This window comes from uncultured Maribacter sp. (genome assembly GCF_963975365.1).
Taxonomy (GTDB): domain Bacteria; phylum Bacteroidota; class Bacteroidia; order Flavobacteriales; family Flavobacteriaceae; genus Maribacter.
Window position 1 is genome coordinate 68,761 of sequence record NZ_CAXBGF010000004.1, and the last position, 26,016, is coordinate 94,776.

Genomic DNA, 26,016 nt, shown 5'->3' on the forward strand with positions numbered 1-26,016 from the left:
AAGATATTAAGTAACTTTAATATATGGTAATCAAAAATGTAAACCTTGCTTTTTTAAAAAGTGCACTTGATAAAACAGAAGTTAATTCCGCTTTAGAATGGATAAACAATCAAAATAAAGCTGTAAATGTTTCTGTTAAGAAAGTCGACTTCGAAAAATTGGAAAAGTGGAAATTTGACCAAAAAAAAGGTTGTATTGGTCATGACACAGGCAGTTTTTTTTCCATAGACGGGATTAGAGTAAACACCACATTGGGAAAAGTGGGGCAGTGGGACCAACCTATTATTAATCAACCCGAGGTTGGATTTCTTGGATTTCTGGTTAAAGAAATAAATGGTGTTTTGCATTTTTTGGTACAGGCAAAAATAGAGCCAGGCAATGTTAATTTTGTACAGCTTTCTCCTACCCTTCAAGCAACTCGCAGTAATTTTCAGCAAGCTCATAATGGTAAACAGCCAAAATATTTAGAATATTTTAAAAACGCAACTGAAGAAACGGTACTAATAGATCAACTACAATCAGAGCAAGGGGCGAGATTTCTTAAAAAAAGAAATAGGAATATAATAATTAGTGCGAATGATAACATTGAGGTATACGAAAATTTTACATGGCTAACGTTGGGGCAGCTTAAGTCTTTAATGCAAGTTGACAATATAGTGAATATGGATACCAGAACGGTATTATCGGGTATTTTGTATGGCAATTATAACAAGAAAGCAATAAATTTTTCATCTGTTTTTACTCCTCAGGAAACCTACAAATCCATGCTCTTAAAATCAGCATTGTCTTCTGAAGGTTGCTTTAATTCACTTAATAGAATTTTTAGTTTTATTACAGATTTAAAGAGTAATAATGACTTGTTAGTTAAGAAAATACCGTTAAATGTATTAAAGGATTGGATAGTTACTAAAGATGAAATTTACCATAAGGATAATGATTACTTTAAGATTATTGGTGTTGAAGTTGAAATAAGTAACCGCGAGGTGTTAAATTGGTATCAACCAATGGTAGAACCTGCTCAGGAAGGTTTGTGCGCTTTTGTTTGTAAAAATATAAACGGACTTTTACATTTTGCGGTTCAAGCTAAATTGGAATGTGGCAATCATGATATTTTCGAATTTGCACCTACCGTTCAAACATTGACTGGGAGCTATAAGAAAACTCCAAAAGACTCTCTTCCTTTTTTAGAGTATGTCTTATCTGCCAAAAAAGAACAAATAGTTTATGATACTATTCAATCAGAAGAAGGCGGAAGGTTCTTTAAGGAGCAAAATAGAAATATTTTAATTATTGCAGATGATGATTTACCACAAGAACTCCCAGAAAATTTTATTTGGATGACTCTTAATCAAATTAATAATTTGACTCAATATAATAATTACATAAACATTCAAGCAAGAAATTTAATTGCATCAATTCCATTTGTGTAATGAACAAAAAGATAAACATAGGTGTGTTGGGTTGTGCTAATATTGCATACAATAAGGTGCTTCCTGCATTAAAAGAATCAGAAAAATTTAATGTGGTGGGTGTTGCCAGTAGAAATAGGGAAAAGGCCAATACATTTGCTGCCAAGTTTGAAACAAAAGCATATTACAGTTATCAAGACCTATTGGATGATTCAAAAGTTGAAGCGGTATATATTCCTTTGCCCAATAGCCTTCATTACGAATGGATTTTAAAAGCTATAGATAATAACTTGAACATATTAGTTGAGAAGTCCATGGCCTGCACCTATGGACAAGTGGTGGAATTAAATGAACTGGCGAAAGAGAGAAATGTTGTTCTCATGGAGAATTTTCAATTTAGATTTCATTCTCAATTAAGTTATATTAAGAACATTGTAGATGAAGGTGTAATAGGTGAATTGAGAAATGTAAGAAGCTGTTTTGGTTTCCCTCCTTTTCCTGAAAAAGATAATATACGATATAGTCAAAAATTAGGGGGAGGCGCTTTATTAGACGCAGGTGCCTATCCCATAAAAATAACTCAAATTTTTTTAGGGCAAGATGTTTATGTTGCTTCTTCAAGCTTGGCAATTCCTAAAAATCATGAGGTAGATATATGGGGAAGCGGGTTTATTAAACAAAAGAATGGACCCTTAACATCTCATATTGCTTTTGGTTTTGATAATTATTATCAAAATAGTTTAGAATTATGGGGAAGTAAAGGAAAACTATCTACAAATAGAATTTTCACAGCTCCTTCAACACTTAAACCTATTTTAAATATCGAAACATCAGAAGAGAAAAAATCTTTAGAGTTGCCTACTGATAATCATTTTATAAAAATGCTTCATCATTTTTATAAAATGATTATAACTAAAGAAAATTTAGAATTAGAATATTTTCAAAACATTAACCAATCAAGACTATTAAATGAGTTTAAAAGGGAATAAAAAAATAGGCTTTTTTTTAATGAATAAAAAAGGTTTCAATGTATTATCAAAACTAATAAATAATAACAGACACATAGACGTTGTAGTATCATCTAGAGATGATAATTTACAAAAGGATTATTATGATGATATAAAAAATTTATGTTTTAATAACAATATTCTTTTTTTTGACCGTAAGGATGATTTTTTAAATCTTATACACTCAGACTATCTCGTAACAATAGGCTGGAGATGGTTGATTCTAGGAAAACTAATGGATAGGCTCATTGTAACCCATGATTCAATTTTACCAAAATATCGAGGATTTGCACCTTTGGTCAATATGCTAATTAATGGCGAAATTTTTTTGGGAGTAACATTTTTATTTGCTTCAGAAAAATACGATTGCGGTAAAATTATTGTTCAAAAACAACAGCAAATTGAATATCCGATTAAAATTAATGAAGCAATAGAAATTGTTTCTAATCTTTTTTTCCAAGGTATAGAAGATATTTATAAAAAAATTGAATCAGAAGAGAATTTGATAGGACAAGCACAAGATGAAAATGGAGCATCTTATAGTTTGTGGAGAAATGAAGATGATTATTTAATAAACCTTAATTGTAGTTCTGAAGAAATAGTAAGATTTGTCAATGCGACAGGAGCCCCTTATTTAGGAGCAAGTTTATTTATTGAAAATCAAAAAGTTAGAATATTGGACGCTGAGATATTTAATGATGTTCAAATTGAAAATAGGGATATAGGCAAGATTATTTTTATTGATAATGGAAAACCGGTTATTATTTGCGGTAAAGGTCTTCTTAAAATTAACATATTATTGGACGATAAATCTCAAGAATCAATATTACCATTAAAAAAGTTTAGAATTAAATTCAAAGGTAAGGTTATATGAAAATACCATTTGTAAAGGCCCCTATAATGGGGAATGAAGAAAAATATTTATTAGAATCCTTTAGAAGCAACTATCATGGTGGCGGGGGTAAGTTTACAAAGCAATCCCAGAACTTTATAGAAAACGAATTTGGGGTCGGCAAAGCCCTAATGACGACGTCTTGCACGGATGCATTGGAGATGACCGCTTTTTTGCTAAATGCAGCTGTTGGGGATGAATTTATCGTACCGTCATATACATTTTCTAGTACAGCGAACGCATTTGCCTCTAAGGGTATGGTGCCAGTATTTTGCGATATAAGGGAAGATACTTTGAATATTGATGAAACAAAGATTGAAGCTCTAATAACAAATAAAACAAAAGCTATAGTTCCAATTCATTATGCAGGTATACCTGCTGAAATGGACAAAATTAATGAAATAGCGGAAAAACATAATATAGTTGTTATTGAAGATGCTGCCCAAGCAGTAAATTCTAAATACAAAAATAAATATGCTGGCGCACTTTCAAGTCTAGGAACCTACTCATTTCATGCAACAAAATCATACTCTTCAGGCGAAGGTGGAGCTCTGACAATGAATGATGAGAAATATTATGAAAGAAGTGAGTTTTTATGGGAAAAGGGAACAGACAGGAGCTTAGTTGTTCAAGGGCTAAAGAATAAATACTCATGGGTAGATTATGGTTCATCATTTTTACCATCAGACCTTTTGTCTGCTTTATTGTGCGCCCAATTTGAAAATTTGGCCCAAATGCAACAAAAGAGAAAAAAGTTGCATGATGCATATGTTAAAACATTTAGTAAACTGAAGGCAAAGGGATTAAAAATGTTATACATTCCAGATGAAATAGAGACAAATTATCATGCATTTTGGTTATTGTTTCAAAATGAAAAGCAAAGAGATGTGTTTTTAAAACTATCCCTTGAAAAGGCAATTAGCCCTTACATTGGGTATATTCCTTTACATACCTCTCCTATGGGCCTTAAACTAGGAGGAGGAAGTTTTAATTTGCCTATCACAGATTTTGTGGGATCTTCAATAGTAAGGTTACCATTCTATATAATGGATCATGAAGAAATTGAATATACTTGTAAAAATTTACTTATTTCTGCAGAAGTAGCCTTGTCATTTTAAACACCATGATTTCATGAAGACCAAAAGGGAATTAATTCATATTTCAGATGACGAAAAATTTGTAGATAATATCTATTGGCAATTTGAAAAGATTTATCCGGGTCAAAATAAGTATTACATATTAGTCGACAATGCTTCAAAGGCGTTGAAGTACGTCACCAAAAGAAATGGTTTTATAATTGTAGAAAAAAAAAATTACAGAACTATTTCCAAATTACTTAATCCAGATAACATTGTATTTATCCATAATTTGGAAGAGTATAAGTCAAGAATTGTATTAGAGACATCTGGGAAAGTGAATTTTGTATGGATGTTTTATGGAGTTGAATATTTTAGTTTTTTTGATGCAGGAGATTTGTTTGGACCTATTTCAAGAAAATATCAATATCAATGGCTTAAAACATTCTTAAAGAGAAAATTCGAGCCTCTTTTTTTAACGTATCATTTTATTAAAAACAAAAAGAAACACCCTCGACTTTTAATTAGGGAGGCTGTTAAGAAGGTCTCTTATTTTGCAATAGTCCATGAAGAGGATTTTTTATTAGTCAAAAACAAACTAAGAGTAGAGTTAAAGCATTTTTTGTTTTCTTATTACCCGTTAGAATTCATTGTTAGTGATTTAGGAAATGGAGGGGTTAATTCTAATAATATACTTTTAGGTAACTCTAGCTTTCTTTCGAATAATCATTTTGAGGCAATACAAATTTTATCTAAAATGAATATCCAAGGCAGGAAAATAATTACCCCCCTCAGTTACGGAGATGCTGATTATGCCGAAGAAGTAATGAATGTTGGAAAAATTAGATTTGGAGCTTCTTTTGTGCCAATCAATAATTTTATGCCTTTGAAGGAATATAATAAAATACTTAACAGTTGCAGTGTAGCTATTTTTAACAACTATAGGCAACAGGCAATAGGGAATACTATTACTTTGCTATGGATGGGTACAAAAGTATACTTGGACGAAAGAAACACCTTTTATCAATTTTTAAAACGACTAAAAATCCATATATTTTCAATAAATAAAGACTTGAACGAAAACAACCCTAAAGCTTTAGAATCATTAAACGAATCAGAAATTAAACACAATCGTAAAATACTTAGTCAAGAACTTGGTTCCAAGGTGTTATTGAACAAACTGCACGACCAAATTGAATTAATTTATAGCCAGGACTCAGAATAGGTTATGGATTTAAAGAAAGGGGCCACAAAAGGGTATAAATGGGCGTCGATTAATACTCTAATGCTTACCATTACGGCCGTACTAAAGATTTCTATTTTAACTAGGTATTTAAACAAAGAAGATTTTGGATTAATAGCCCTTGTTACCTTTTTTCTTGGGTTTATGAATTTATTCAATGATATGGGCCTAACCACTGCAATTCTGCATAAATTACACATCAGTAGAAAGGAATATGCTAGTCTTTATTGGCTAAACTTAGGGGTGAGTTTATTGCTTTATCTTATTTTAAGTTCTACATCTATATTAATTGCAGAATTTTATGATGAAATACTACTTAAAACACTTATTCCCTTAATGGGTGTAAGTGTTATATTTTCAGGAATAGGGCGACAATTTAGAACCATATTTCAAAAGGAATTAAAATTTAAAATCATTGCTTTAGTAGAAACTATTGCTGCAATTTTTTCATTATTAACAGCTACATTATTAGCAATTTCTGGATATGGTGTTTATTCCCTTGTATTTTCTGCCTTACTTCAACACCTCATATCCAATGTTATTTTTTTTATATACGGGTTGACTCAGAAAGGTTTATTATTTCATTTTCAATTTAAAGAAACTAAACCTTTTTTAAAGATAGGCAGCTATCAGGTTGGTAGTCAAATAATTAACTATTTTAATAAAGATTTAGATATAATTATTATAGGCAAAATTTTCGCTCCTGAAATTTTGGGAGGTTATAGCTTAGCAAAACAATTAGTATCTAGACCTGCACAAGTGTTAAATCAAATAATTTCAAATGTTGCATCGCCAACTTTAGCAAAGGTTCAGTTTGATTTAGCAAAGCTAAAAAATACTTTTTCGGAGATTTTCAACGGCTTTTTTTATGTAACATTATTTGCTTACATAGGTTTATTAGTCTTTGCTCCATTTGTGGTGTATATTTTTTACGGCAATGGTTATGAAAATATAGTATTATTGGTGCGAATATTAAGTGTTTATATGTTAGTACGATCCGTTGGGTCTCCTATTGGTAGTTTGATTATTGCAAAAGGAGAAACAAATTTGGAATTCAAATGGAACTTACTTACCCTACTAATATTACCGCTTTTTGTTATTATTGGCGCTCATTATAGTATCGAATGGGTATCAATCGCCATGACAATTGGTGTATTATTTCTTTTTATTCCTGGCTGGTGGTTTATGATTAACAAAATGTTGGGTATTTCTTTCAATGATTTTTTAGAAATGTATAGTTTTAGAAAATTTTATAGAAAAATATTGACTTTTATCAGAAAACAATAAATAACTAGATATTTTTGTAAATACCACAAGTATAGAAAATGGTTTTCAATTATTTTCTTAATAATTCACTTTTAATTTGTTAGTTAAAATCAATAAATAAGTTATTAATTTCGTCCATGTCAAAAAGACTAAAGTACATTCATCATATTGATTTTCTAAGAGCAATTGCCGTATTATTAGTAATTCTATTTCATCTTGATATTCAGTTATTCAAAGGGGGGTTTATTGGAGTTGATGTTTTTTTTGTAATAAGTGGGTTTTTAATCAGTAGAAATATAAAACATGAACTTCATACCTCAGGGGGGGTTGGTTTTAAGAATTTCTATATGGGAAGGGTCAGAAGGTTATTGCCAACACTTTTTCTGGTCATTTTTCTTACGTTTATATGTGGTTTCCTTTTATTACCGCCTTCCTTGTTCAGTGGCTTTGTAAAGTCAATGTTTTTTTCATCTTTTGCATCGTCGAATTTTTACTTTTTAAGCGAAACAAGCTACTTTGATGTTACTGCGAGCTTAAAACCACTATTGCATACATGGTCTCTTGGTATCGAAGAACAATTTTATTTGATTTTCCCCATGGCCTTTGTACTATTATTGAAGATTTTTAAGAAAAATTGGGCAATGCTGACCGTTTTAATTCTACTAATTATAGTGGGGCTAGTTTTGAATATCAGTGTATCCAGAGGATTTTTAAATGAGAGTTTAATTGCAAGCTTTATTTCAGGAAAGCAATTTTCTGAGAATATTTCGTCCATCCAATTCTTTTTATTGCCTTTTAGGGCTTTTGAATTTCTTTTAGGTGCCTTGATTATATTCCTTCCTTCGTTTGTCAATAAATTATCCGTTCTTAAAACATTGTTGAACCTATTGGGCCTGTTGCTAATTGTCCTTTCTGCAATTGTATTCGGAAAAGGAACATCTTACATGAGCACATTAAATATAATACCTTGTATAGGTGCTAGCCTATTTATCGCAAATGCCCCCAGTTTTAAGGTAGCTCACTTTTATGGGCTACCGGTATTTAAAATTTTAGGTAAAATAAGTTATACCCTGTACCTATTTCATTGGCCGATCATTGTCTTTTATAATTTTCTGAACGGAGACAAAACCAATATTTTGGAGAACTTATTATTAGTGGTTGTTATGGTTACAATATCCTATTTTGTGTACTATAAGTACGAAAATCCGTTGCGCATTAGAGACCCCAAACTACAGGTAATTTCAAATAACGGGCTAATCGGTATGCTATTACTTTGTTTAATCATTATATCGAACATAAAAGTAGATGTGGCCAATAATAATGGGTGGTTTTGGAGAGTGGACAAAAAAACGTTAAGCAACTTGAAAGCCTTTGAAAACCCTGTAGAATATAACACAAAGAACTGGGGTGCTGCCGGATATGGCGATTACGGACTTTAAAATACAGGTTCGGTGTCTAAGCCCGATATGATCTGGCTCGGTGACAGTCATGCAGGTCATTATAGTTATGGTCTTGATTCGGTAATGTCTAGAAAAAATAAGATAAATGTTTTTATGAGTTATGGAATTTCAACCTTGCACCTGCCGGGAACCTATCACAAAAAAATAGATTCTAACCTTACGAAAGACCATTTGAATAAAGTGCTCGGTCTGATCAAAAGAAATCCGCAGGCACTTGTTGTTTTAAGCCATTTTTGGAATGGTGAGATGTCTATGACCAAAGTAAAGAATGAAGAAACAAACACCTTAGAAGAATTGACTTTAGATGCAAAAGGCTATGAGAAAGTAGGTGATAAAATATTAAAATTTAGTAAAATGTTAGGTGATAGAAAGATACTAGTGGTCGGCGAATCTCCGTTTAAAAACAAAAATGACCTTAGTTATATAGATAATCTTTTAATTCCAAAATATATACCAGGACTTTCACCATCTTCAAGTTTTGAACCTTCTAGCCTTACGTTTAAGACCAATTCATCCTTCAAATCTTTTTTTTCCAGCCATAAGAATATTCAATTTATAGATCCTACTGAATCGTTATGTACAGATGGCCGCTGTTTAGAACAAGAAAATGGGGCAATATATTTTTCCGATAAAGATCATTTATCAAAATCGGGTTCCCTCAAAGTTGTTGAAAGTTTTGAGAATACCTTTTTGAAATCTATAAAAGAAGCCAAAGAGAGCAATTCAGTAGAAGAATTTTCTCAAATTTTTATTGAAATTGGCGAAACAGTTGATCATAAATCAGGAAAAATAGATTTTGAAGGATGGTACAATGCCGAACCAAGGCATAGATGGAGCTCTGGGGAAAGCACCTTGATTAAATTCTATTTCGACTCAACCAAGCCAATTAAGGGCGAATTACATTTCGATGTCGGTATTTGGAAAAATCAACAGGTTTCGTTTTATATGAACGATGTGCAAATAGGTAATGAGGAGCTGACCGGATGGAACAAAAAATTTATCGTGTTTTTCGACCCAAAACTATTAAATAAAGAAAAAAATAATCTTAAACTTGTGTTTTCAAATTCTGAATCGCCCAATGCGAAGGACCAAAGAATAATCGCCTTGGCATTTCGAAGCATGAGCATACAATAAGTATGGTTTCCCCTATTTTAATTTGAAATACGTCCACGGGCAATTTTATTAATTACATTTATTCCATGAAGAAATCTATTTTTTTTATAATGCCGAACTTAGGTGGCGGGGGTGGTGAAAGAATTATTTCTATTTTGTTGAATAATTTAGATAGAAGTGTATACCGACCACAACTTGTATTATTGAAAAAAAGTGATAGAAATTCTTTTTTAGAGGATTTAAAAAATGATGTCCCGATACATTATTTAGATGTCAAGACTAGAATAATGTTTTCTTTTCCTATTATCATCTATCGGCTTCTTAATCTTGTCAAAATTCATTCACCTGATATATTGTTTTTTGGCTCTGGGCAAATCAATGCTTTGCTTTCCCCTTTTCTTTTTTTATTTCCAAGGAATATTCGATTGGTGGCAAGGGAGTCTAATTTGCCCAGTATTTTTGAAAGATACTGGGTCATTAAGCTATTATATAGGTATTCATATTTAAATTACGATGTAATTATCGTTCAATCGAATGATATGCAGAATGATTTAAACCAACATTTTAAAATCCCTCTAAATAAACTAGTAAAAATTAATAACCCGGTCGACCACGCCTTTATTTCTAAACAATTGGAAGAGGGTACTGCCAATGCTATTTCTCCAAATAATATTCGCCTTTTAGCGGCAGGTAGGCTTACATCACAAAAAGGGTTTGATACCTTAATAGTTGAGTTGGCAAAACTAAAAGAGGTCCCTTTTAATTTGTATATCTTAGGTGACGGTGAAGATAAGGGTAAACTAGAAAAACTTTGTCAAGATAACCAGTTGGAAAATAAAGTACATTTTTTAGGTAATGTGGCTAATCCTTATGTATATATGAGAGATGTGGATGGATTAATATTAAGTTCTCGATATGAGGGTTTTCCGAATGTGCTTTTAGAATCAATAGCTTGTGGCACACCGGTTTTGGCCAATAATTGCCCAGGGGGAATAGACGAAATTGTGTTACCCTCCTTCAATGGTGAAATATTTTCCTTTGCAAAACATGATTTTACAGAAAAATTTCATCTTTTCATGAACACTGATTATAACAAAAATGAAATTAAACAGTATTCCAAAAAAAAATTTTCAATCCAGAAAAAAATAGTGGAATTTCAATCCATTTTATAATACTAGAACGGTTGAAATTAAAAACAGAACATATTTTTAAGTTGTTTCTATTGTTTTTGCCATTCACACAGGCATTGACGGTAAATATTTTTTTTCCGTTAAAAATTTCTGAAGTTTTGTTGGTACTCTTGATTTTTATTTTACTTCAGGCACGATTTAAGCGGGATTTTATAAACTCATTGAGTCGAATAAAGGTCTTATTCTTTTTCATGGCCTTGGTCACGATTTCATTTTTGGTAAACTTTTTTTGGAAGTATCCATATACCTTGAAAATTGTAGATTTTAGGGTAAGCCCCGAAATAGATAGCTTTCTTAGATTAGGGTATATTTATCTCAATATTTTAGGTTTTATCATTGGCTTGTATTACGTCGGTAAAAATCTTCAATTATTGAAATACTGGCTTTATGGAGCTATTGCTGCAGCTCTATATTCTTGGTATCTTGTTTTTTCTTCAGCCATTGGTATACCATACCTTAAATTATTCGGTATGGAAGAATACCCTCAAACCATAATGGGCATGGTGAGATCCGGAACCTTTAAAGAAGGAAATTTTTTTGGGCTTTACCTTATCTTATCTGGATCAATTGCATTTTATTTGAAAAGAAAAAAAATTGCTTGGTTCTTATTTTTAACTGTATTGACTACTTTTTCTACTATAAGCATCATTAGTGCAGTTGTTTTCATTTTAATTTATCTTAAAAATGTTTTTTTACGTCTTGCTAGCTTAAGAATTTTCATTATCAGTATTCCTTTTGTCATCATAGGAAGTATTTTATTAGTTAATAGTAAGTTCTACGAAAAGTACGTTGAACAAAAATTATTTACCCCAATGGCTACGCTGACCCCTGCCAATCTATCTAAAGTAGATCGCTATTTAACCGGCAAGATTGCTTTCGAAGCAGGATATGATAATCCTGTATTTGGGGTGGGACCTTTTAACTATGGTTTACATTATGACTATTATAATAATATCGATGATATTGTTGAAAATCAAACTGATTGGTCTCGCAATTATTTTAAAAGAAAAAACAAAAGAGCAATAACCAATAATGTATATCTAGAAGTTTGGGCCGAATATGGTGTCCTTGGGTTTATATTTTTTTGTTCGTTCTTGATAAGTACGCTTTGGCTTTCGATTAAAAACAGAAGTTTAGCGATTACCGCTGGCTTATTGGCTTTGTATATTTCGTTAAATGCATTTCCTTCATTTATTATGCTATTTTTATGGGTGTTTCTATGCGTACCTTACGCTCATTTTTACAATAAAAACGCACCTATTAAATAACCATATAATTGTTTGTGTCATTTATAAAACGAAATCTGATATTTGCTTTAGCGTTGCTGCCATTGCTTAACATAGCAATGACCAATGTTGCCTTGGCTCTTTTTGTTGTTGTAGGGATAGTATCTTTTGCAGAAAACAAAGAAAACCGAATAGGTTCTTTAAAGAACCTTTTTTTTGATTTATGTTGTTTGTCCATTCCAGTATTACTTGCAGTCATAGCCTTGATTTGGACTCAAGACCTTAAGACGGGTTGGTCATTTGTCGAAAGATCATTGCCATTTTTGGTGATACCCTTAGTTGTATTTTTAGGACGACCGATACAAAAGAAGCAACAGATTAACAAATTCCTTAAAATTTTCATCATTAGCGCTTTTGTTTTGGCCGTTATTGTATTAATAAATATTTTGGTGTGGTATGTTCTAGAAAGCCACATAATAGCCCATAAATCCTTTGAAGATTACGTTAGGGAAGGCGTGGGTAAAATACCTTTTTTTAATGAACATGCAATTTACCTGTCCCTATTATTGGGTTCTGCATTATTGTTCCTTTTTTATAACACTTTCGAAAAAATTTGGTTGAATGTTCTAGTTGTAATTGTATTAATAATGACCATGGTTCTTTTAAGTAGTAGAGGGCCTTTAATTGCTTTATTCATAGTGTTTATTGGTATGGTACTATTCAAAAAAAGAAATTTGAAATTTAAGGTCTTTACAATGGTTGGGTTTGTATTGTTTACGGTGATGATAATACTTTTTTCACCTTTAAAAAATCGAATGATTCAGTTAATTTCAACCAAACATCTATATCCTCAAGGTGAATATTTCAATTCGGTAAATCTTAGAGCGGCAATATTTACCTGTAGTTATAAAGTTGGACTAATCGAACCTATCTTCGGTCTAGGGCCAGGTGATGTTCAAAAGAATCTTAATGAATGTTATCAAAACAATTTCCGAACTACGGCATTCGATAAGGGAATATTCAACAGTCATAATCAATTGCTCTTTTATTGGGTCAGTTACGGTTTCGTCGGGCTTATTATATTTTTAGCGGTATATTTTTTATTTGTAAGAAAAGCGCTATCTCGTAAGCAACATTTATATTTGTCTTTTCTAATTTTTATGGCACTATGTTCATTGTCGGAAAATATATTAAATAGAAATACTGGAATAATGCTATTTAGCATTTTCAATTCCTTTTTCTATTTTTCAAACTATCTAAAGGAATGATTGTAATCAATGCTAGATTTTTAACTCAAACTATTACGGGTGTTCAGCGTTTTGCAATAGAAATATGTAGGTGCCTTCCTAATCATATAGCAGGCAATGACGTTATATTTGTTTGCCCTAAAGACAAGAAAATTAATCATCTTGCAAATAACAGAAAAGTAATAGAGGTAGGAAGTCTGTCAAACAACCTTTGGGAACAAATTGAATTACCACTTTTTCTGAAAAAAAATGGAAACCCCTTGTTAATTAATTTGGTAGGTATAGGGCCTATAGGATACAAAAATAAAATCATGGCGCTTTATGACCTTGCTTTTTATCATTATCCAGAATGGTTTTCGTTCACATTTCGTACTGCCTACAATTTTTTGGTTCCGATTAGTATTAAAAATGCAAAACTCATTATTACAGACAGTGAATATGTAAAAGCCGATATTCATCAAACGTATGGAGTCAACCAGAAAAATATAGACGTTATCTATGCCGCACCCTCCAAGAAGTTTAAAAATCTTCATTTGAAAAGGGAAAAAATTATTTTAACAGTTTCATCAATTGACCCTAGAAAAAATCTAGGTAGGGTTATTAAAGCCTTTCAATTGATAGAATCTGATTTTAAATTAGTAATCGTTGGTAAGAGTAATAATAGTTTTGCCAAAATGGATGTGGAGGGGAAATTAATTACATCCAAAGTGCAATTTACAGGTTATTTGACGGACGATGAGTTGATTCAACTTTATAATAAAGCTTCAATTTTTATATATGCCTCTTTGTTCGAAGGCTTTGGCATACCCCCTTTAGAGGCACAAGCGTGCGGTTGTAGTTGCATCGTATCGAATAGTACAAGTTTGCCTGAGGTTTATCAAAATTCTGTGACGTATTGTGATCCAAAGTCAATAGAATCAATAAAGGACGCTTTGAATCTTCTAGTTCATGATCAAGAAGAAAGGGAGAAAATACAAAAGTCAGGATTTGAAAACTTGAAAAGATTCAATTGGGAATCTTCAAGTAAGAAATTAGAACACATAATTACAAAAATGAGCAAATGAAAAAAGCATTAATACATGATTGGTATACGGTTTATGGAGGTGCAGAACGATGTGTTGAAAGCTTAACTAATATTTGGGGTGATTTTGATCATTTTTCCTTGATAGACGATTTGTCGATAGAAAATAGGAATATAATATTAAAAGGTAAGCAAACAACAAATTCATTTATTCAAAAATTACCTTTTGGGAAGAAAAAGTATAGAAGTTATCTACCACTTTTTCCTTTGGCCATTGAACAATTTGACCTAAGTGATTATGAAGTTGTAATTTCATCTTCTTCCTCAGTTGCAAAAGGTGTGTTAACGAGACCTGACCAGCTACATATTTCTTATGTGTATTCACCTGTACGATACGCTTGGGATCTTTATCATCAGTATTTAAGGGAATCAGGGCTTAATTCAGGTTTTAAAGGGGTGTTTGCGAAATATTTTTTACATAGGCTTCGACTATGGGATTATGCTACCGCAAATAGACCAAATCATTATATCGCTATTTCCAAATATGTAGCAGAACGTATTAAAAAAATATACAACAAAGAGTCTATAGTAATTTACCCTCCTGTTGATACTAAGTCTTTTACAATTACTGAAGACACGGGTGACTATTATATTACCTGTTCTAGAATGGTGCCCTATAAAAAAATAGATCTAATTGTAGAGGCATTTGCTATGACTAATAAAAAATTGATTGTTATAGGAGAAGGACCGGATTATAATAAGATAAAACAGCTTGCGACTGAAAATGTTCAATTGCTAGGTTTCCTAGAAAAGAATAGGGTTCTTAATTTAATTAAAAAGTCCAAAGCATTTATATTTGCAGCTGAAGAAGACTTTGGTATTGCCCCAATTGAAGCTCAAGCTGCTGGTGTACCTGTTATAGCTTTCGGTAAAGGTGGTATTTTAGAAACTGTAAAAGGTCAGTTTTCAAGCTCAGATAGTATTGATAAATCTTTCACAGGTGTTTTCTTTGAGCAGCAAACAACAAAATCTCTTTTGAAGGCAGTCGAATATTTTGAAAAAAATAATTCTATTTTCGACAAAGAAGTTATAAGGCAAAGTGCACAAAGATTTAGTGTTGAAAGATTTGAAAAAGAATTTCAACAAACTGTAGAAGAGCTATATAAAAACTGGAAAAGCAATAAGTAAAATATATGAAAAAAGCAATTATTACGGGAATTACGGGTCAAGATGCCGCTTACTTAGCAGAACTTTTATTAAATAAGGGCTATAAGGTATTTGGAACTTATAGAAGAACAAGTTCTACTAATTTTTGGAGAATTGAGGAGTTAGGTATTGAAAATAATGCTAATCTAATTTTATTAGAATACGATTTAATAGATTTATCAAGTGCTTATAGAATCATCTCAGAAGTTGAACCAGATGAAATTTATAACCTTGCGGCACAAAGTTTCGTAGGTGTCTCTTTTACACAGCCTATTGCAACTGCCCAAATTACGGGAATTGGAGCAATGAATCTACTGGAGGCCATTAGATCAATAAATCCAAAAATCAGATTTTATCAAGCTTCTACATCGGAAATGTTTGGAAAAGTACATGCGATTCCCCAAAATGAAGAAACTCCATTTCATCCAAGAAGTCCGTACGGTGTGGCTAAAGTATTTGCGCATTGGGCAACATTAAATTACCAAGAATCTTATGGTATTTTCGCAACTAGTGGAATTTTGTTTAATCATGAATCTCCATTGCGGGGCAAAGAATTCGTGACGCGAAAAATAACAGATACTGTTGCTAAAATCCATTTAGGAAAGCAAGATGTTTTAGAATTAGGAAACATGAACGCCAAGAGAGATTGGGGTTTTGCTAAGGAGTATGTTGACGGCATGTATAGAATGCTCCAGATTGATGAACCAGGTACATTTGTGCTTGCCACTAACAAAACCCAGACTGTAAGAGATTTCGTCTCCATGGCCTTTAAGGCTGTGGATATAGATATTAAGTGGAAAGGAAAAGAAGAGAGTGAATTAGGTGTAGATGACAAATCAGGTAAAACTCTTATACTGGTAAATCCAAAGTTTTACCGACCAGCAGAAGTTGATTTACTTATTGGAGATGCATCTAAAGCGAATGAAAAATTAAACTGGAAACCAAAGACTACATTGCAGGAGCTTTGCGAAATGATGGTAAGAAAGGACATTGAACGAAATGAAAATGGAGGAACATTCTAGAGGAAAGGTTTTAATTACGGGGATTAATGGTTTTACCGGTATACATTTAGAGTCACAGTTGATTCTATTAGGATATACTGTTTATGGCACCACGTTTTCCAAGACTATTCGTAAGAATCATTTTCAATGTGATATCCTAGACAAAAGGCAAATTAAGGATATTTTAGTTTCAACAAAACCAAATTATATTGTTCATTTAGCTGCCATATCCTATGTAGCAACCGAAAATGTAAGTTCTATATATGAAACAAATATTTTAGGCACGTTAAATCTACTGGAGAGTTTGGATGAGTTGGGTCTTGATGTAAAAAAGGTTTTATTGGCGAGTAGTGCAGCTGTATATGGCAATATTGAAGGTGAATTGTCTGAAGATATGTGCCCTAAACCAGTAAACCACTATGGAAATAGTAAGCTTTCAATGGAAAATATGGCTTCTAACTTTTTCGAAAAATTCAATATTATAATTGTTCGGCCGTTCAATTATACTGGAATAGGTCAGGATAAGAAATTTTTGATTCCGAAAATTGTAGATTATTTTAAAAGAAAATCAAAGGTTATACCTTTGGGGAATCTTCATACCTTTAGAGAATATAATGATGTTAATTCTTTTTGTTCCATTTATATTGAATTATTGAATTCAACATATTGTTCAGATGTTGTTAATGTATGTAGTGGGAGAAGTTATTCGATTGATAACATTATAAAGATGATGATCGATATATCAGGGCATTCTCTTAAAGTTGAGGTAAATCCTTTGTATGTAAGGAAAAATGAGATTAGTGAACTTAAAGGTTCAACTAGGAAGCTTTTTCAAATTTTAGGTCATCCAATAAATTATATAGACATGAAACAGACCCTTGCTAGCATGTTTAATAATTAGAAAGAATAATTCTATAACACAATCATGTTCTTTAAACAGGGTAGATATTCTGGCTTCATAACTCCCATATCATACGTACTTGATCTATTGGTAATTAACTTATTTACCAATTTTTTACCTATCAATTTTCAAAATCTATATTTATTTCATTTTTATATTTCAATAACATGGATTATCCTGTCATTCAAAAATGAATTTTATGTAATTCACCGGTATTCTAAGGCGGTAGTTCTACTTAGAAAACTGTTTACGCAATTCGTTTTCTTTTTTTTAATCTTATATGCTTACATCGGCTTTTTTAAACAACCATTAATGAGCAGATTGGCATTAGGTCAATATTTTATCCTTGTTTTTGTTGGAATCAGTTTTTTAAAGTTGTTAAACTTCTTTCTTCTCAACAAGTACAGAGAGCGTATAAAAGGGAATATTAGAAATGTTGTTGTAATAGGTAAAAGCAAGAAAGCAAATCAACTTATAGAAGTTTTTAATACAAGACGTGAATTTGGGTATCATTTTTCTTCTCAATTTTCACCTAGAGATAAGGATTTTGAGTTGTTAAATTGTTTCAGATACATTGTGAACAATAATATTGACGAAATATATTGTTCGGTTTCTGAATTGAAGAATGATGAGCTTTCAGCATTTATTAATTTTGCTGACAATAATTTAAAAACACTTAAATTCCTTCCGGACAATAAGAATATTTTTTCTAAAAAATTGAAATTTGAATATTATGATTACCTCCCAATCTTATCTTTACGAGATATACCATTGCATAATTCCCTTAATGCTATTTTAAAGCGATTGTTTGATATTGTTTTTTCACTTGTTGTAATTTTCGGAATATTAATTTGGCTAGTACCGTTATTGGCACTTTTAATCTCACTGGAATCTAAAGGGCCAGTTTTCTTTATTCAAAAAAGAACTGGATTTGATAATGATGAATTCCAGTGTTTTAAATTTCGTTCTATGGCAATGAACGATTCTTCTGATCATCAACAAGCAGGTAAAAATGATATGAGGGTTACCAAAATCGGCCGATTTATTCGTAAAACTAGCATAGATGAGTTACCCCAGTTTTACAATGTGCTGTTTGGTAATATGTCTGTGGTTGGGCCAAGACCACACATGTTAAAGCATACTGATGAATACGCAAATCGAGTGGACAAATACATGTTACGTCATTTCGTGAAACCAGGTATTACAGGATTGGCTCAAATAAGGGGATATAGAGGGGAAATAGAAAAAGATAGTGATATTCAAAATCGTATAAAGTTCGATATTTTTTATGTTGAAAATTGGTCTTTTTTCTTAGACTTAAAAATTATTGTTCAAACTGTTGTTAATGCCTTCAAGGGCGAGGAAAAGGCTTATTAAATTATTATGAAAAGAATATTAATAACAGGTGCAGCAGGATTTTTAGGCTCTCATTTATGTGATCGTTTTATTTCGGAAGGATTCTATGTAATTGGAATGGATAATTTAATTACTGGCGATTTAAATAATATTTCACATTTATTTCCTTTGTCGAATTTTGAATTTCATCATCATGATGTGACAAAATTTGTTCATGTTTCTGGCGAATTGGATTATATTCTTCATTTTGCTTCTCCTGCTAGTCCGATTGATTATTTAAAAATTCCTATTAAAACGCTCAAAGTGGGATCAGTTGGGACACTTAACTTATTAGGTTTGGCAAAAGAAAAAGGAGCAAGAATATTAGTGGCCTCTACGTCTGAAGTTTATGGCGACCCTTTAGTTCATCCGCAAAATGAAGAATATTTTGGTAATGTTAACCCAATAGGTCCTCGAGGTGTATATGATGAGGCTAAACGCTTCATGGAGTCGATTACAATGGCTTATCATAGGCATCATGGACTAGATACCCGGATCGTTCGTATTTTTAACACCTACGGATCTAGAATGCGTTTAAATGATGGGCGTGTGGTGCCTGCATTTATGGGTCAAGCCTTAAGAGGTGAAGATCTAACAGTTTTTGGTGATGGTTCTCAAAGTAGGTCATTCTGCTATATTGATGATCAAGTTGAAGGAATATACCGATTATTATTTAGTGATTATACAAACCCTGTAAATATTGGTAATCCTCATGAAACTACTATAAAAGAATTTGCTGAAGAGATTATTGCTCTTACAGGAACTAAACAGAAAGTTATTTATAAGCCTTTACCCCAAGATGACCCGACCCAACGTCAACCTGACATTACCAAAGCAAAAGAAATTTTAGGATGGGAGCCAAAAGTAAATCGTTCAGAGGGTTTAAAAATCGTATATGATTATTTTAAATCCTTGTCTAAAGAGGACCTTCAGAAAAAAGAACATAGAGACTTCTCCAGTAAATAGTTTAATTCTAATGCAAAGTTTATTTTTGCCAAAACCACAAGTATGAATATTTTAATCCTCGGATCAGGCGGTCGTGAACATACTTTTGCCTGGAAATTATCTCAAAGCAGTAAACTCTCTAAACTTTTCGTGGCTCCTGGTAATGCTGGAACGGCAGAAATAGCAATAAATGTACCAATAGGTGTAAATGATTTTGAGGCCATTAAAAAATTGGTATTAAAGGAGAATATTGAATTGGTTTTTGTTGGACCTGAAGATCCCTTGGTCAACGGTATTCATGATTTTTTCCTTAATGATAGTCAATTAAATAAAGTCGCAGTTATTGGTCCGGAAAAATTAGCCGCTACGCTCGAGGGTAGTAAGGAATTTGCAAAGGAATTTATGATGCGACATCAAATACCTACAGCACAGTATAAAAGTTTTACTTCAGATACCGTAAATCAAGGTTTTAAGTTTCTGGAAGAATTAAACCCGCCTTATGTTTTAAAGGCTGATGGACTTGCTGCAGGAAAAGGTGTGGTTATTCTAAATGATTTGAACGAAGCCAAGATAGAATTAAAAGCCATGCTTGTTGATAAGAAGTTTGGTTCGGCCAGTGCAACAGTGGTCATTGAAGAATTTTTAGACGGTATAGAATTAAGTGTTTTTGTTCTTACCGATGGCGATAGTTATAAAGTTTTGCCTACCGCTAAAGATTATAAAAGAATTGGCGAAGGAGATACCGGCCTTAATACTGGCGGCATGGGGGCCATTTCCCCTGTTCCATTCGCGAGTAAAGAGTTTATGGACAAGATAGAGAGCCGAATTGTAAAACCGACGGTAGAAGGGCTAAAAAGGGATAATATGCCGTATAAGGGTTTTATTTTTATAGGGTTGATTAAAGTTGGTGGAGATCCAAAGGTTATTGAATACAATGTTCGTATGGGTGATCCAGAAACTGAAGTTGTACTTCCTAGAATAAAAAATGATTTAGTAGAACTTTTACAAGCTGTGGCAAACGAAAAACTTTCCGAAGTGGAGTTGCAATTAGATGACCGTACTGCAACTACTGTAATGACAGTTTCTGGAGGATATCCTGGTGCTTATGAAAAAGAGAAAGAGATAAAAGGGATTGAATCTATCGAAGATTCATTGGTCTTTCATGCCGGTACAACTATAAAAAATGGTAAAGTAGTCACCAATGGAGGTAGAGTTTTGGCAATTACTTCTTTTGGATCAGATTTTAAATCGGCTCTTTCAAAATCTTACCACAATGTAGAGAAGCTTTCTTTTGAAGGAATGAATTATAGAAAAGACTTAGGCTTCGACTTATAAAGTTTTTAAAATACTTATCGGATTTCTTTTAGAAATCCGATAAGATTATAGTTTTGAATTTATAGGTAAGAGTGAGAAGTACTAGAAGTATCCTCTTCACCGCTATCATTATATTTCTTTAATTGAAGCATCCAATATATAAAAGCAGCTGAACCAATTAACATAAACATCCAGTTAAGAATATTGGAAATAGCCCAACTTTCTGCAAATCTAAATGGATCCATTGTGTATTTAAATATCACATTTACAAATAAATCCGCAATACCTTCAAAAAATGATTTCATCTTATTACTATATTTACTGACAAAAATATAAAAAGCTTAGATGATTTCAAGCATTTTTGAGAAAACAAAACCGATCAATTTCATTATTGTACTCGTTTTTTTGTTTCTTTTTTACTGGTCTGTCCAATTTTACCTTTTAGACTATACGTTTACTGACATTGAAATTGTACCATCGATTGTGGTACTAACCATTCTTTTGTTCAGTGTTTTTGTCGTGGATTTTGTGGTGAAAAGAAACAAATTAACAGGTTCAAACTCCTATGCAATCCTTTTTTTTACGCTGCTTTTTGTAGTTTTCCCAGAAACTTTGAGAGATAGTAATGCTGTTTTTACTAGTTTTTTTCTATTGCTTGCTATGAGACGATTATTGAGCATAAAGTCTCTTAAAAATATTAAACTTAAAATTTTTGATGCAGGTCTATGGATCTGTATTTCGAGTGTTTTTTATGAATGGGCTATTTTGTATCTTGTTTTGGTATTCGCTGCAATTTATATTTATGACCCTAAAAACATAAGAAATTGGTTGGTATTGCTATCAGTAGGTTTTTCTTTCTTCATGATTTTATATGGAATTTTAGTTTTAATAGATGAAACATCTTTTATGAAAACCCACTATGATTTTGCCATTAATTATGATGCGATTTTTCCTATTAAATGGTGGTCTAGCCTTAAGTTGTCACTGTATGCACTTTTAAATATGGTTCTTGCTTTTTCTACCTTCATATACTTAGGAAAAGCCGGTATGGGCAAAGTGATTATTATGCGCTTAATTGCACTGTCATTTATAATTGGTTTAGTCGTTAATTTTTTGGTTATATCTGATAATAAAAGTGCCATTTTAATCACCTTTTTTCCATCGGTAGTATTCATTGTCAATTATTTGGAATCTATTAAGAAACCCAAATTTTTAGAGCTAATATTGATAGCTAGTATTTTGGTTCCTGTTTTAGTTTTTGTAACTAAATTATAGTTAAAACTATAAACTATATCTTTGTAAAAAAGCTCATATGTTTAGCGAACTTGCATTTTCTATTTTCAATGAAAGTATTGAAAAATATCACCTTAAGGACGATGTATATCAGGTTTTTGAGAACCCATATTCTAAAGATGAAATTAAACATCTTCTTTATCGAAAAAACTGGATAGATACCGTTCAGTGGCATTATGAAGATATTATACGAAATCCTGAGATTGACCCACAAAAAGCTCTTGTTTTAAAACGTAAAATTGATGCGAGTAACCAAGACAGAACGGATTTGGTTGAATTTATAGACAGTTATTTTTTAAATAAATACCAATCGGTAGATGTTAAGCCTACAGCAACTATAAATACTGAAAGTCCAGCTTGGGCCATAGATCGTTTGTCAATTTTAGCATTAAAAATATATCATATGAACGAGGAAACTTATCGTTCTGATGCTTCTAATGACCATAAGCAAAAGTGTCAAACGAAGCTGAATATACTTTTAGAACAAAAGAAGGATCTTTCTTTGGCTATAGATCAATTATTGGCAGATATTGAAAATGGTAATAAGTATATGAAAGTATATAAGCAAATGAAAATGTATAATGATGAGGAACTAAACCCCATCTTACGTGGCAAATAATAACCCTGTACATATTTTGGTCATACGCCTTTCCGCTATGGGAGATGTTGCTATGACCGTCCCTGTTATTTTAGGTTTTTGTAAAAAATATCCATCGGTTAAGATTACGGTGTTGACCAAACCTTTTATGGCACCTATCTTTTCTGATATTGCAAATGTGTCTGTTTTTAATGCAGATGTAAAAGGAAAACATAAAGGAATAACGGGAATTTGGAGATTATACAAAGAGTTAGCACATCTTCAAATACATTTGGTTGCCGATTTACACCACGTTTTACGAAGTACGATATTAAAACAGTTTTTTAGGCTTAAGGCGATTCCATTTATTCAGATAGATAAAGGGAGGGCCGAAAAGAAAAAGCTAATAGATCCTAACAGAGTAAAATTAGAACCGTTAAAATCTACTTTCAAGCGTTATTTAGAGGTTTTTGAGAAGCTTGGGTATTCAATTTCTGTTGATGAAATGGTCGAAATGCCTAAAAAGTCATTTCCAAAGGACTTCATTCATTTAAAGGATAATAAAGAACAGGTACTTGTGGGGATTGCACCATTTGCAGCGTTTAAGGGGAAAATGTACCCATTGAACTTAATGAAAGAAGTTGTAAATGAGCTAAATAATACTAATAAGTATAAAATTGTATTATTTGGGGGTGGGCAGCAAGAAGTCGACATTCTTAATGCTTGGGATAGCCAGTTTAATAACGTATTTAATACAGCTGGTAAACTTTCGTTTTCGGCAGAACTAAGTTTAATTTCTAACCTTGAACTTATGTTAGCTATGGATAGCGGCAATGCTCATTTAGCTGCGATGTTTGGTGTGCCAACGGTTACATTATGGGGAGTAACCCATCCTTATGCCGGATTTTCCCCTTTCGGACAGTCTAAGGATAATGCGCTATTGGCGGATAGCGTGGAATATCCGTTGATTCCTACTTCTATCTACGGGAACAAATTCCCAGTGGGATATGAAAATGTAATGGGTACCATTAAGCCTAGCAAGGTTGTTCAAAAAATCATCAATATAATTAATAGTAATGTTTAACATACATTATTTTAAACTGTTACCGGTTTTGCCTCTATACTTTTGAAATATTGACGTAATTGTGTCATAAACCTATATTTTTTCGCACTTGGCGAAGATCCGGTCATTAAAGTTCGGACCCCAAAATAAGAACTCATTAAAAAAGTGGCAACAGCTTCACAATCTACATGGCGGTCTAAGTAACCATTAAACTTTCCTTTTTGTAATGCAGAAATCAGATTAACTTCCCAAACGGTAACAATGTTATTTAAGTGTTGCATGATCATGTCATTCTTACCATTGAATTCGGTAAGAAAATTACTTAGAATACAACCAAAATCCATTTCATTATGAACGGCAGTTTCCATGGCTTCATCAAAACAGTTAGTTATTAAATTAAGAGGGTTTTCATGACCTTCAATAGGCTCTATTAAACTACTATAGATCTTACGGGCAAGTAAGTTATGTATTATTTGCACAAAGAAATCTTCTTTAGAATCAAAATGATAATAGAAAGCTCCTTTAGACAATTCTAATTTTTTTAGAATATCATCTACACTCGTATTATAATATCCTTTAGCATAGAATAATTCTAATCCTGTTGTTTGCATTCGTTGCATGGTGGCCATGCGCTTTATACTCTTGTTCATAATATATAGATTTGGGTAAATCGGACCAATTGGTCTATATAAAGAACTTCCATATTGTAAAAAGCTTTAGTATTTATAGATGTAGATGTCCTAATTTTCGGTGAATGTACATTTTGTCGTTGAATGACAAGGATTGTAAACGGGGCTACAAACTAAGTGGTCGGTTTAAGTGTTCTTAAAAGAAGTTCTATTGCGAGGGAAATTATAGATAATTAATTATAAAACCGTTCTGTGTTCAGCACTGAACGGTTTTATTCTAATATCTCTTATAAACATAATAGCGGAAGAACTAGACAAGTAAAATATTGACCTAAAATTCATGCTTACGCTACAGTTCCTTGACAGCTACTACCTGCACCTGCCGTACAACCATAACAATGTTGTGAGATAATAATGTTTCTATCGTTTAATAATTCTTCGTTATAATCCTTAATATGTTTGACTTTGCTAGCAACTTTTAAATCTAACATTTGATTAAAGTCGCAATCATATAGCCATCCATCCCAACTGATTGAAATCGTATTGGTACACATTACATTTGCTACTGCTGTCGGATTGTAAGCTTCGACCAAAGCATACATGTAATCTTCATAATTTTCTGAGGCTATCAAATAATCTAAAAAACGTGCTATAGGTAAGTTTGTAATAGCGAACAAGCTATGAAATTGAATATCAAAATCTTCTTTAAGCGCTTTTTTGAAATCCTTTTCCATTGCTGCTTGATCTCCCGGTAAATAAGCTCCTGAAGGATTATACACCAAATCGAGTCTTAATTCGCTACCGGGCATACCGTAACCTCTTTCATTCAGTTCTTGTAACGCTCTAATCGATTTATCAAAAACACCGTCACCTCTTTGTTTGTCTGTTTTGCCTCTTGTATAATGAGGCATGGAAGATATTACGTGTACATTGTGTTTCTTGAAGAAATCTGGTAAGTCGTAATACTTTTTATTTGCACGGATGATGGTCAAATTAGAACGGACAATAAAATCTTTAATTCCTGCTTTGGCGGCCTCCTCAACAAACCATCTAAAATCTGGATTCATTTCTGGGGCACCACCCGTTAAATCTAAGGTATGGGCACCAGTATTTTTAATGACCTCTAAACATTGTTGCATGGTTTCTCTGGTCATAATTTCCTTACGATCAGGACCAGCATCTACATGGCAATGCTCACAAACCTGGTTACACATGTAACCTACATTTATTTGTAGGATTTCTAGCTTTTTAGGGCGTAAAGGAAAATGCCCTATTTGTGCAATCTTATCCTTGAAGTAAGGTAACTCGCCATCGGCAAAAATTCCGCCATTCAGTATTTCAAGCTGCTTGTTAGAAACTGCTAAATCGTTCCCTTTCGCTTTTAATGATTTTGTAGCCATTTTTTAGTTGTTCGTTCTTCGTTGTTCGTTGTTGGCATATTGTATAATGCTTCAAACGTTAATCTCACAACAATTAATTTCTCTTTCTTAATTACGGTTGTTTATGAAGAACATACTATTTGAATATTATTTATAAACAAGC

Annotated in this window: 24 protein-coding genes; 21 read left to right on the forward strand and 3 right to left on the reverse strand. The window is 32.4% G+C overall.

The annotated features are described in order from the left end of the window. Nucleotides 1-23: 23 nt before the first annotated feature. From AACZ49_RS06455 to purD, 18 genes are all read left to right on the forward strand, one after another. Nucleotides 24-1,430 (forward strand): NDP-hexose 2,3-dehydratase family protein, encoded by a 1,407-nt coding sequence (locus tag AACZ49_RS06455; protein WP_339652778.1) that lies wholly within the window; start codon nt 24-26, stop codon nt 1,428-1,430. Further along, nucleotides 1,430-2,398, forward strand: a complete 969-nt coding sequence (locus AACZ49_RS06460) for a Gfo/Idh/MocA family oxidoreductase (RefSeq protein WP_339652780.1) — start codon at nt 1,430-1,432, stop codon at nt 2,396-2,398. Before AACZ49_RS06455 ends, AACZ49_RS06460 begins: the two co-directional genes overlap by 1 nt. Further along, the gene (locus tag AACZ49_RS06465) at nt 2,379-3,290 is read left to right on the forward strand and encodes a formyltransferase family protein (protein WP_339652781.1); all 912 of its coding nucleotides are present in this window, start codon (nt 2,379-2,381) and stop codon (nt 3,288-3,290) included. The genes AACZ49_RS06460 and AACZ49_RS06465 overlap by 20 nt, the downstream gene beginning before the upstream one ends. Further along, the gene (gene rffA / locus AACZ49_RS06470; RefSeq protein WP_339652782.1) at nt 3,287-4,426 is read left to right on the forward strand and encodes a dTDP-4-amino-4,6-dideoxygalactose transaminase; all 1,140 of its coding nucleotides are present in this window, start codon (nt 3,287-3,289) and stop codon (nt 4,424-4,426) included. Before AACZ49_RS06465 ends, rffA begins: the two co-directional genes overlap by 4 nt. A 13-nt stretch (nt 4,427-4,439) precedes the next feature. Further along, complete coding sequence (locus AACZ49_RS06475; RefSeq protein ID WP_339652784.1) at nt 4,440-5,609, forward strand: TDP-N-acetylfucosamine:lipid II N-acetylfucosaminyltransferase; 1,170 nt, start codon at nt 4,440-4,442, stop codon at nt 5,607-5,609. 3 nt (nt 5,610-5,612) lie between these two features. Then, nucleotides 5,613-6,914, forward strand: coding sequence for an MOP flippase family protein (locus tag AACZ49_RS06480; RefSeq protein ID WP_339652786.1), 1,302 nt, complete (start codon nt 5,613-5,615; stop codon nt 6,912-6,914). 116 nt (nt 6,915-7,030) lie between these two features. Next, nucleotides 7,031-8,332, forward strand: coding sequence for an acyltransferase (locus AACZ49_RS06485; protein WP_339652787.1), 1,302 nt, complete (start codon nt 7,031-7,033; stop codon nt 8,330-8,332). Between the two features lie 12 nt (nt 8,333-8,344). After that, complete coding sequence (locus AACZ49_RS06490; RefSeq protein ID WP_339652788.1) at nt 8,345-9,487, forward strand: SGNH hydrolase domain-containing protein; 1,143 nt, start codon at nt 8,345-8,347, stop codon at nt 9,485-9,487. Between the two features lie 65 nt (nt 9,488-9,552). Further along, nucleotides 9,553-10,638: a glycosyltransferase gene (locus AACZ49_RS06495; RefSeq protein ID WP_339652789.1), complete on the forward strand. Its 1,086-nt coding sequence runs from the start codon at nt 9,553-9,555 to the stop codon at nt 10,636-10,638. 11 nt (nt 10,639-10,649) lie between these two features. Then, entirely contained in the window at nt 10,650-11,924 is a 1,275-nt protein-coding gene (locus AACZ49_RS06500; RefSeq protein ID WP_339652791.1) for an O-antigen ligase family protein, read from the forward strand. A 14-nt stretch (nt 11,925-11,938) separates the two neighbouring features. Next, nucleotides 11,939-13,150 (forward strand): O-antigen ligase family protein, encoded by a 1,212-nt coding sequence (locus tag AACZ49_RS06505; protein WP_339652792.1) that lies wholly within the window; start codon nt 11,939-11,941, stop codon nt 13,148-13,150. After that, nucleotides 13,147-14,193 (forward strand): glycosyltransferase family 1 protein, encoded by a 1,047-nt coding sequence (locus tag AACZ49_RS06510; protein WP_339652793.1) that lies wholly within the window; start codon nt 13,147-13,149, stop codon nt 14,191-14,193. Before AACZ49_RS06505 ends, AACZ49_RS06510 begins: the two co-directional genes overlap by 4 nt. Then, a complete protein-coding gene (locus AACZ49_RS06515) occupies nt 14,190-15,338 on the forward strand; it encodes a glycosyltransferase (RefSeq protein ID WP_339652794.1) in 1,149 nt (382 codons plus the stop codon). Before AACZ49_RS06510 ends, AACZ49_RS06515 begins: the two co-directional genes overlap by 4 nt. A gap of 5 nt (nt 15,339-15,343) precedes the next feature. Next, nucleotides 15,344-16,378, forward strand: a complete 1,035-nt coding sequence (gene gmd, locus AACZ49_RS06520) for a GDP-mannose 4,6-dehydratase (protein ID WP_339652795.1) — start codon at nt 15,344-15,346, stop codon at nt 16,376-16,378. Beyond that, nucleotides 16,362-17,258: a GDP-mannose 4,6-dehydratase gene (locus AACZ49_RS06525; RefSeq protein WP_339652797.1), complete on the forward strand. Its 897-nt coding sequence runs from the start codon at nt 16,362-16,364 to the stop codon at nt 17,256-17,258. Before gmd ends, AACZ49_RS06525 begins: the two co-directional genes overlap by 17 nt. Nucleotides 17,259-17,282: 24 nt before the next feature. Further along, on the forward strand, nt 17,283-18,635 hold the full coding sequence (locus AACZ49_RS06530) for an exopolysaccharide biosynthesis polyprenyl glycosylphosphotransferase (RefSeq protein ID WP_339652798.1): 1,353 nt from the start codon (nt 17,283-17,285) through the stop codon (nt 18,633-18,635). Between the two features lie 6 nt (nt 18,636-18,641). After that, complete coding sequence (locus tag AACZ49_RS06535; RefSeq protein WP_339652799.1) at nt 18,642-19,619, forward strand: UDP-glucuronic acid decarboxylase family protein; 978 nt, start codon at nt 18,642-18,644, stop codon at nt 19,617-19,619. A 42-nt stretch (nt 19,620-19,661) separates the two neighbouring features. Next, nucleotides 19,662-20,933, forward strand: a complete 1,272-nt coding sequence (gene purD / locus AACZ49_RS06540) for a phosphoribosylamine--glycine ligase (RefSeq protein ID WP_339652800.1) — start codon at nt 19,662-19,664, stop codon at nt 20,931-20,933. 59 nt (nt 20,934-20,992) lie between these two features. Here purD and AACZ49_RS06545 read toward each other — a convergent pair whose 3' ends face one another. Next, a complete protein-coding gene (locus AACZ49_RS06545; RefSeq protein WP_335643254.1) occupies nt 20,993-21,157 on the reverse strand; it encodes a uracil phosphoribosyltransferase in 165 nt (54 codons plus the stop codon). A gap of 100 nt (nt 21,158-21,257) precedes the next feature. Between AACZ49_RS06545 and AACZ49_RS06550 the strand changes: the two genes are divergently transcribed. Genes AACZ49_RS06550 through AACZ49_RS06560 form a run of 3 tightly spaced genes read left to right on the forward strand, consistent with a single transcriptional unit; the run spans nt 21,258 to nt 23,866 of the window. Next, a complete protein-coding gene (locus AACZ49_RS06550) occupies nt 21,258-22,187 on the forward strand; it encodes a DUF6427 family protein (protein WP_339652803.1) in 930 nt (309 codons plus the stop codon). Nucleotides 22,188-22,224: 37 nt separating this feature from the next. Beyond that, on the forward strand, nt 22,225-22,824 hold the full coding sequence (locus AACZ49_RS06555) for a DUF4254 domain-containing protein (protein WP_339652804.1): 600 nt from the start codon (nt 22,225-22,227) through the stop codon (nt 22,822-22,824). Beyond that, nucleotides 22,814-23,866, forward strand: a complete 1,053-nt coding sequence (locus tag AACZ49_RS06560) for a glycosyltransferase family 9 protein (RefSeq protein ID WP_339652806.1) — start codon at nt 22,814-22,816, stop codon at nt 23,864-23,866. Before AACZ49_RS06555 ends, AACZ49_RS06560 begins: the two co-directional genes overlap by 11 nt. An 11-nt stretch (nt 23,867-23,877) precedes the next feature. Here the strand turns inward: AACZ49_RS06560 and AACZ49_RS06565 are convergent, their stop codons facing one another. Next, the gene (locus tag AACZ49_RS06565) at nt 23,878-24,495 is read right to left on the reverse strand and encodes a TetR/AcrR family transcriptional regulator (RefSeq protein ID WP_339652807.1); all 618 of its coding nucleotides are present in this window, start codon (nt 24,493-24,495) and stop codon (nt 23,878-23,880) included. 323 nt (nt 24,496-24,818) lie between these two features. Beyond that, the gene (arsS, locus tag AACZ49_RS06570) at nt 24,819-25,874 is read right to left on the reverse strand and encodes an arsenosugar biosynthesis radical SAM (seleno)protein ArsS (protein ID WP_339652808.1); all 1,056 of its coding nucleotides are present in this window, start codon (nt 25,872-25,874) and stop codon (nt 24,819-24,821) included. Nucleotides 25,875-26,016 lie beyond the last annotated feature (142 nt).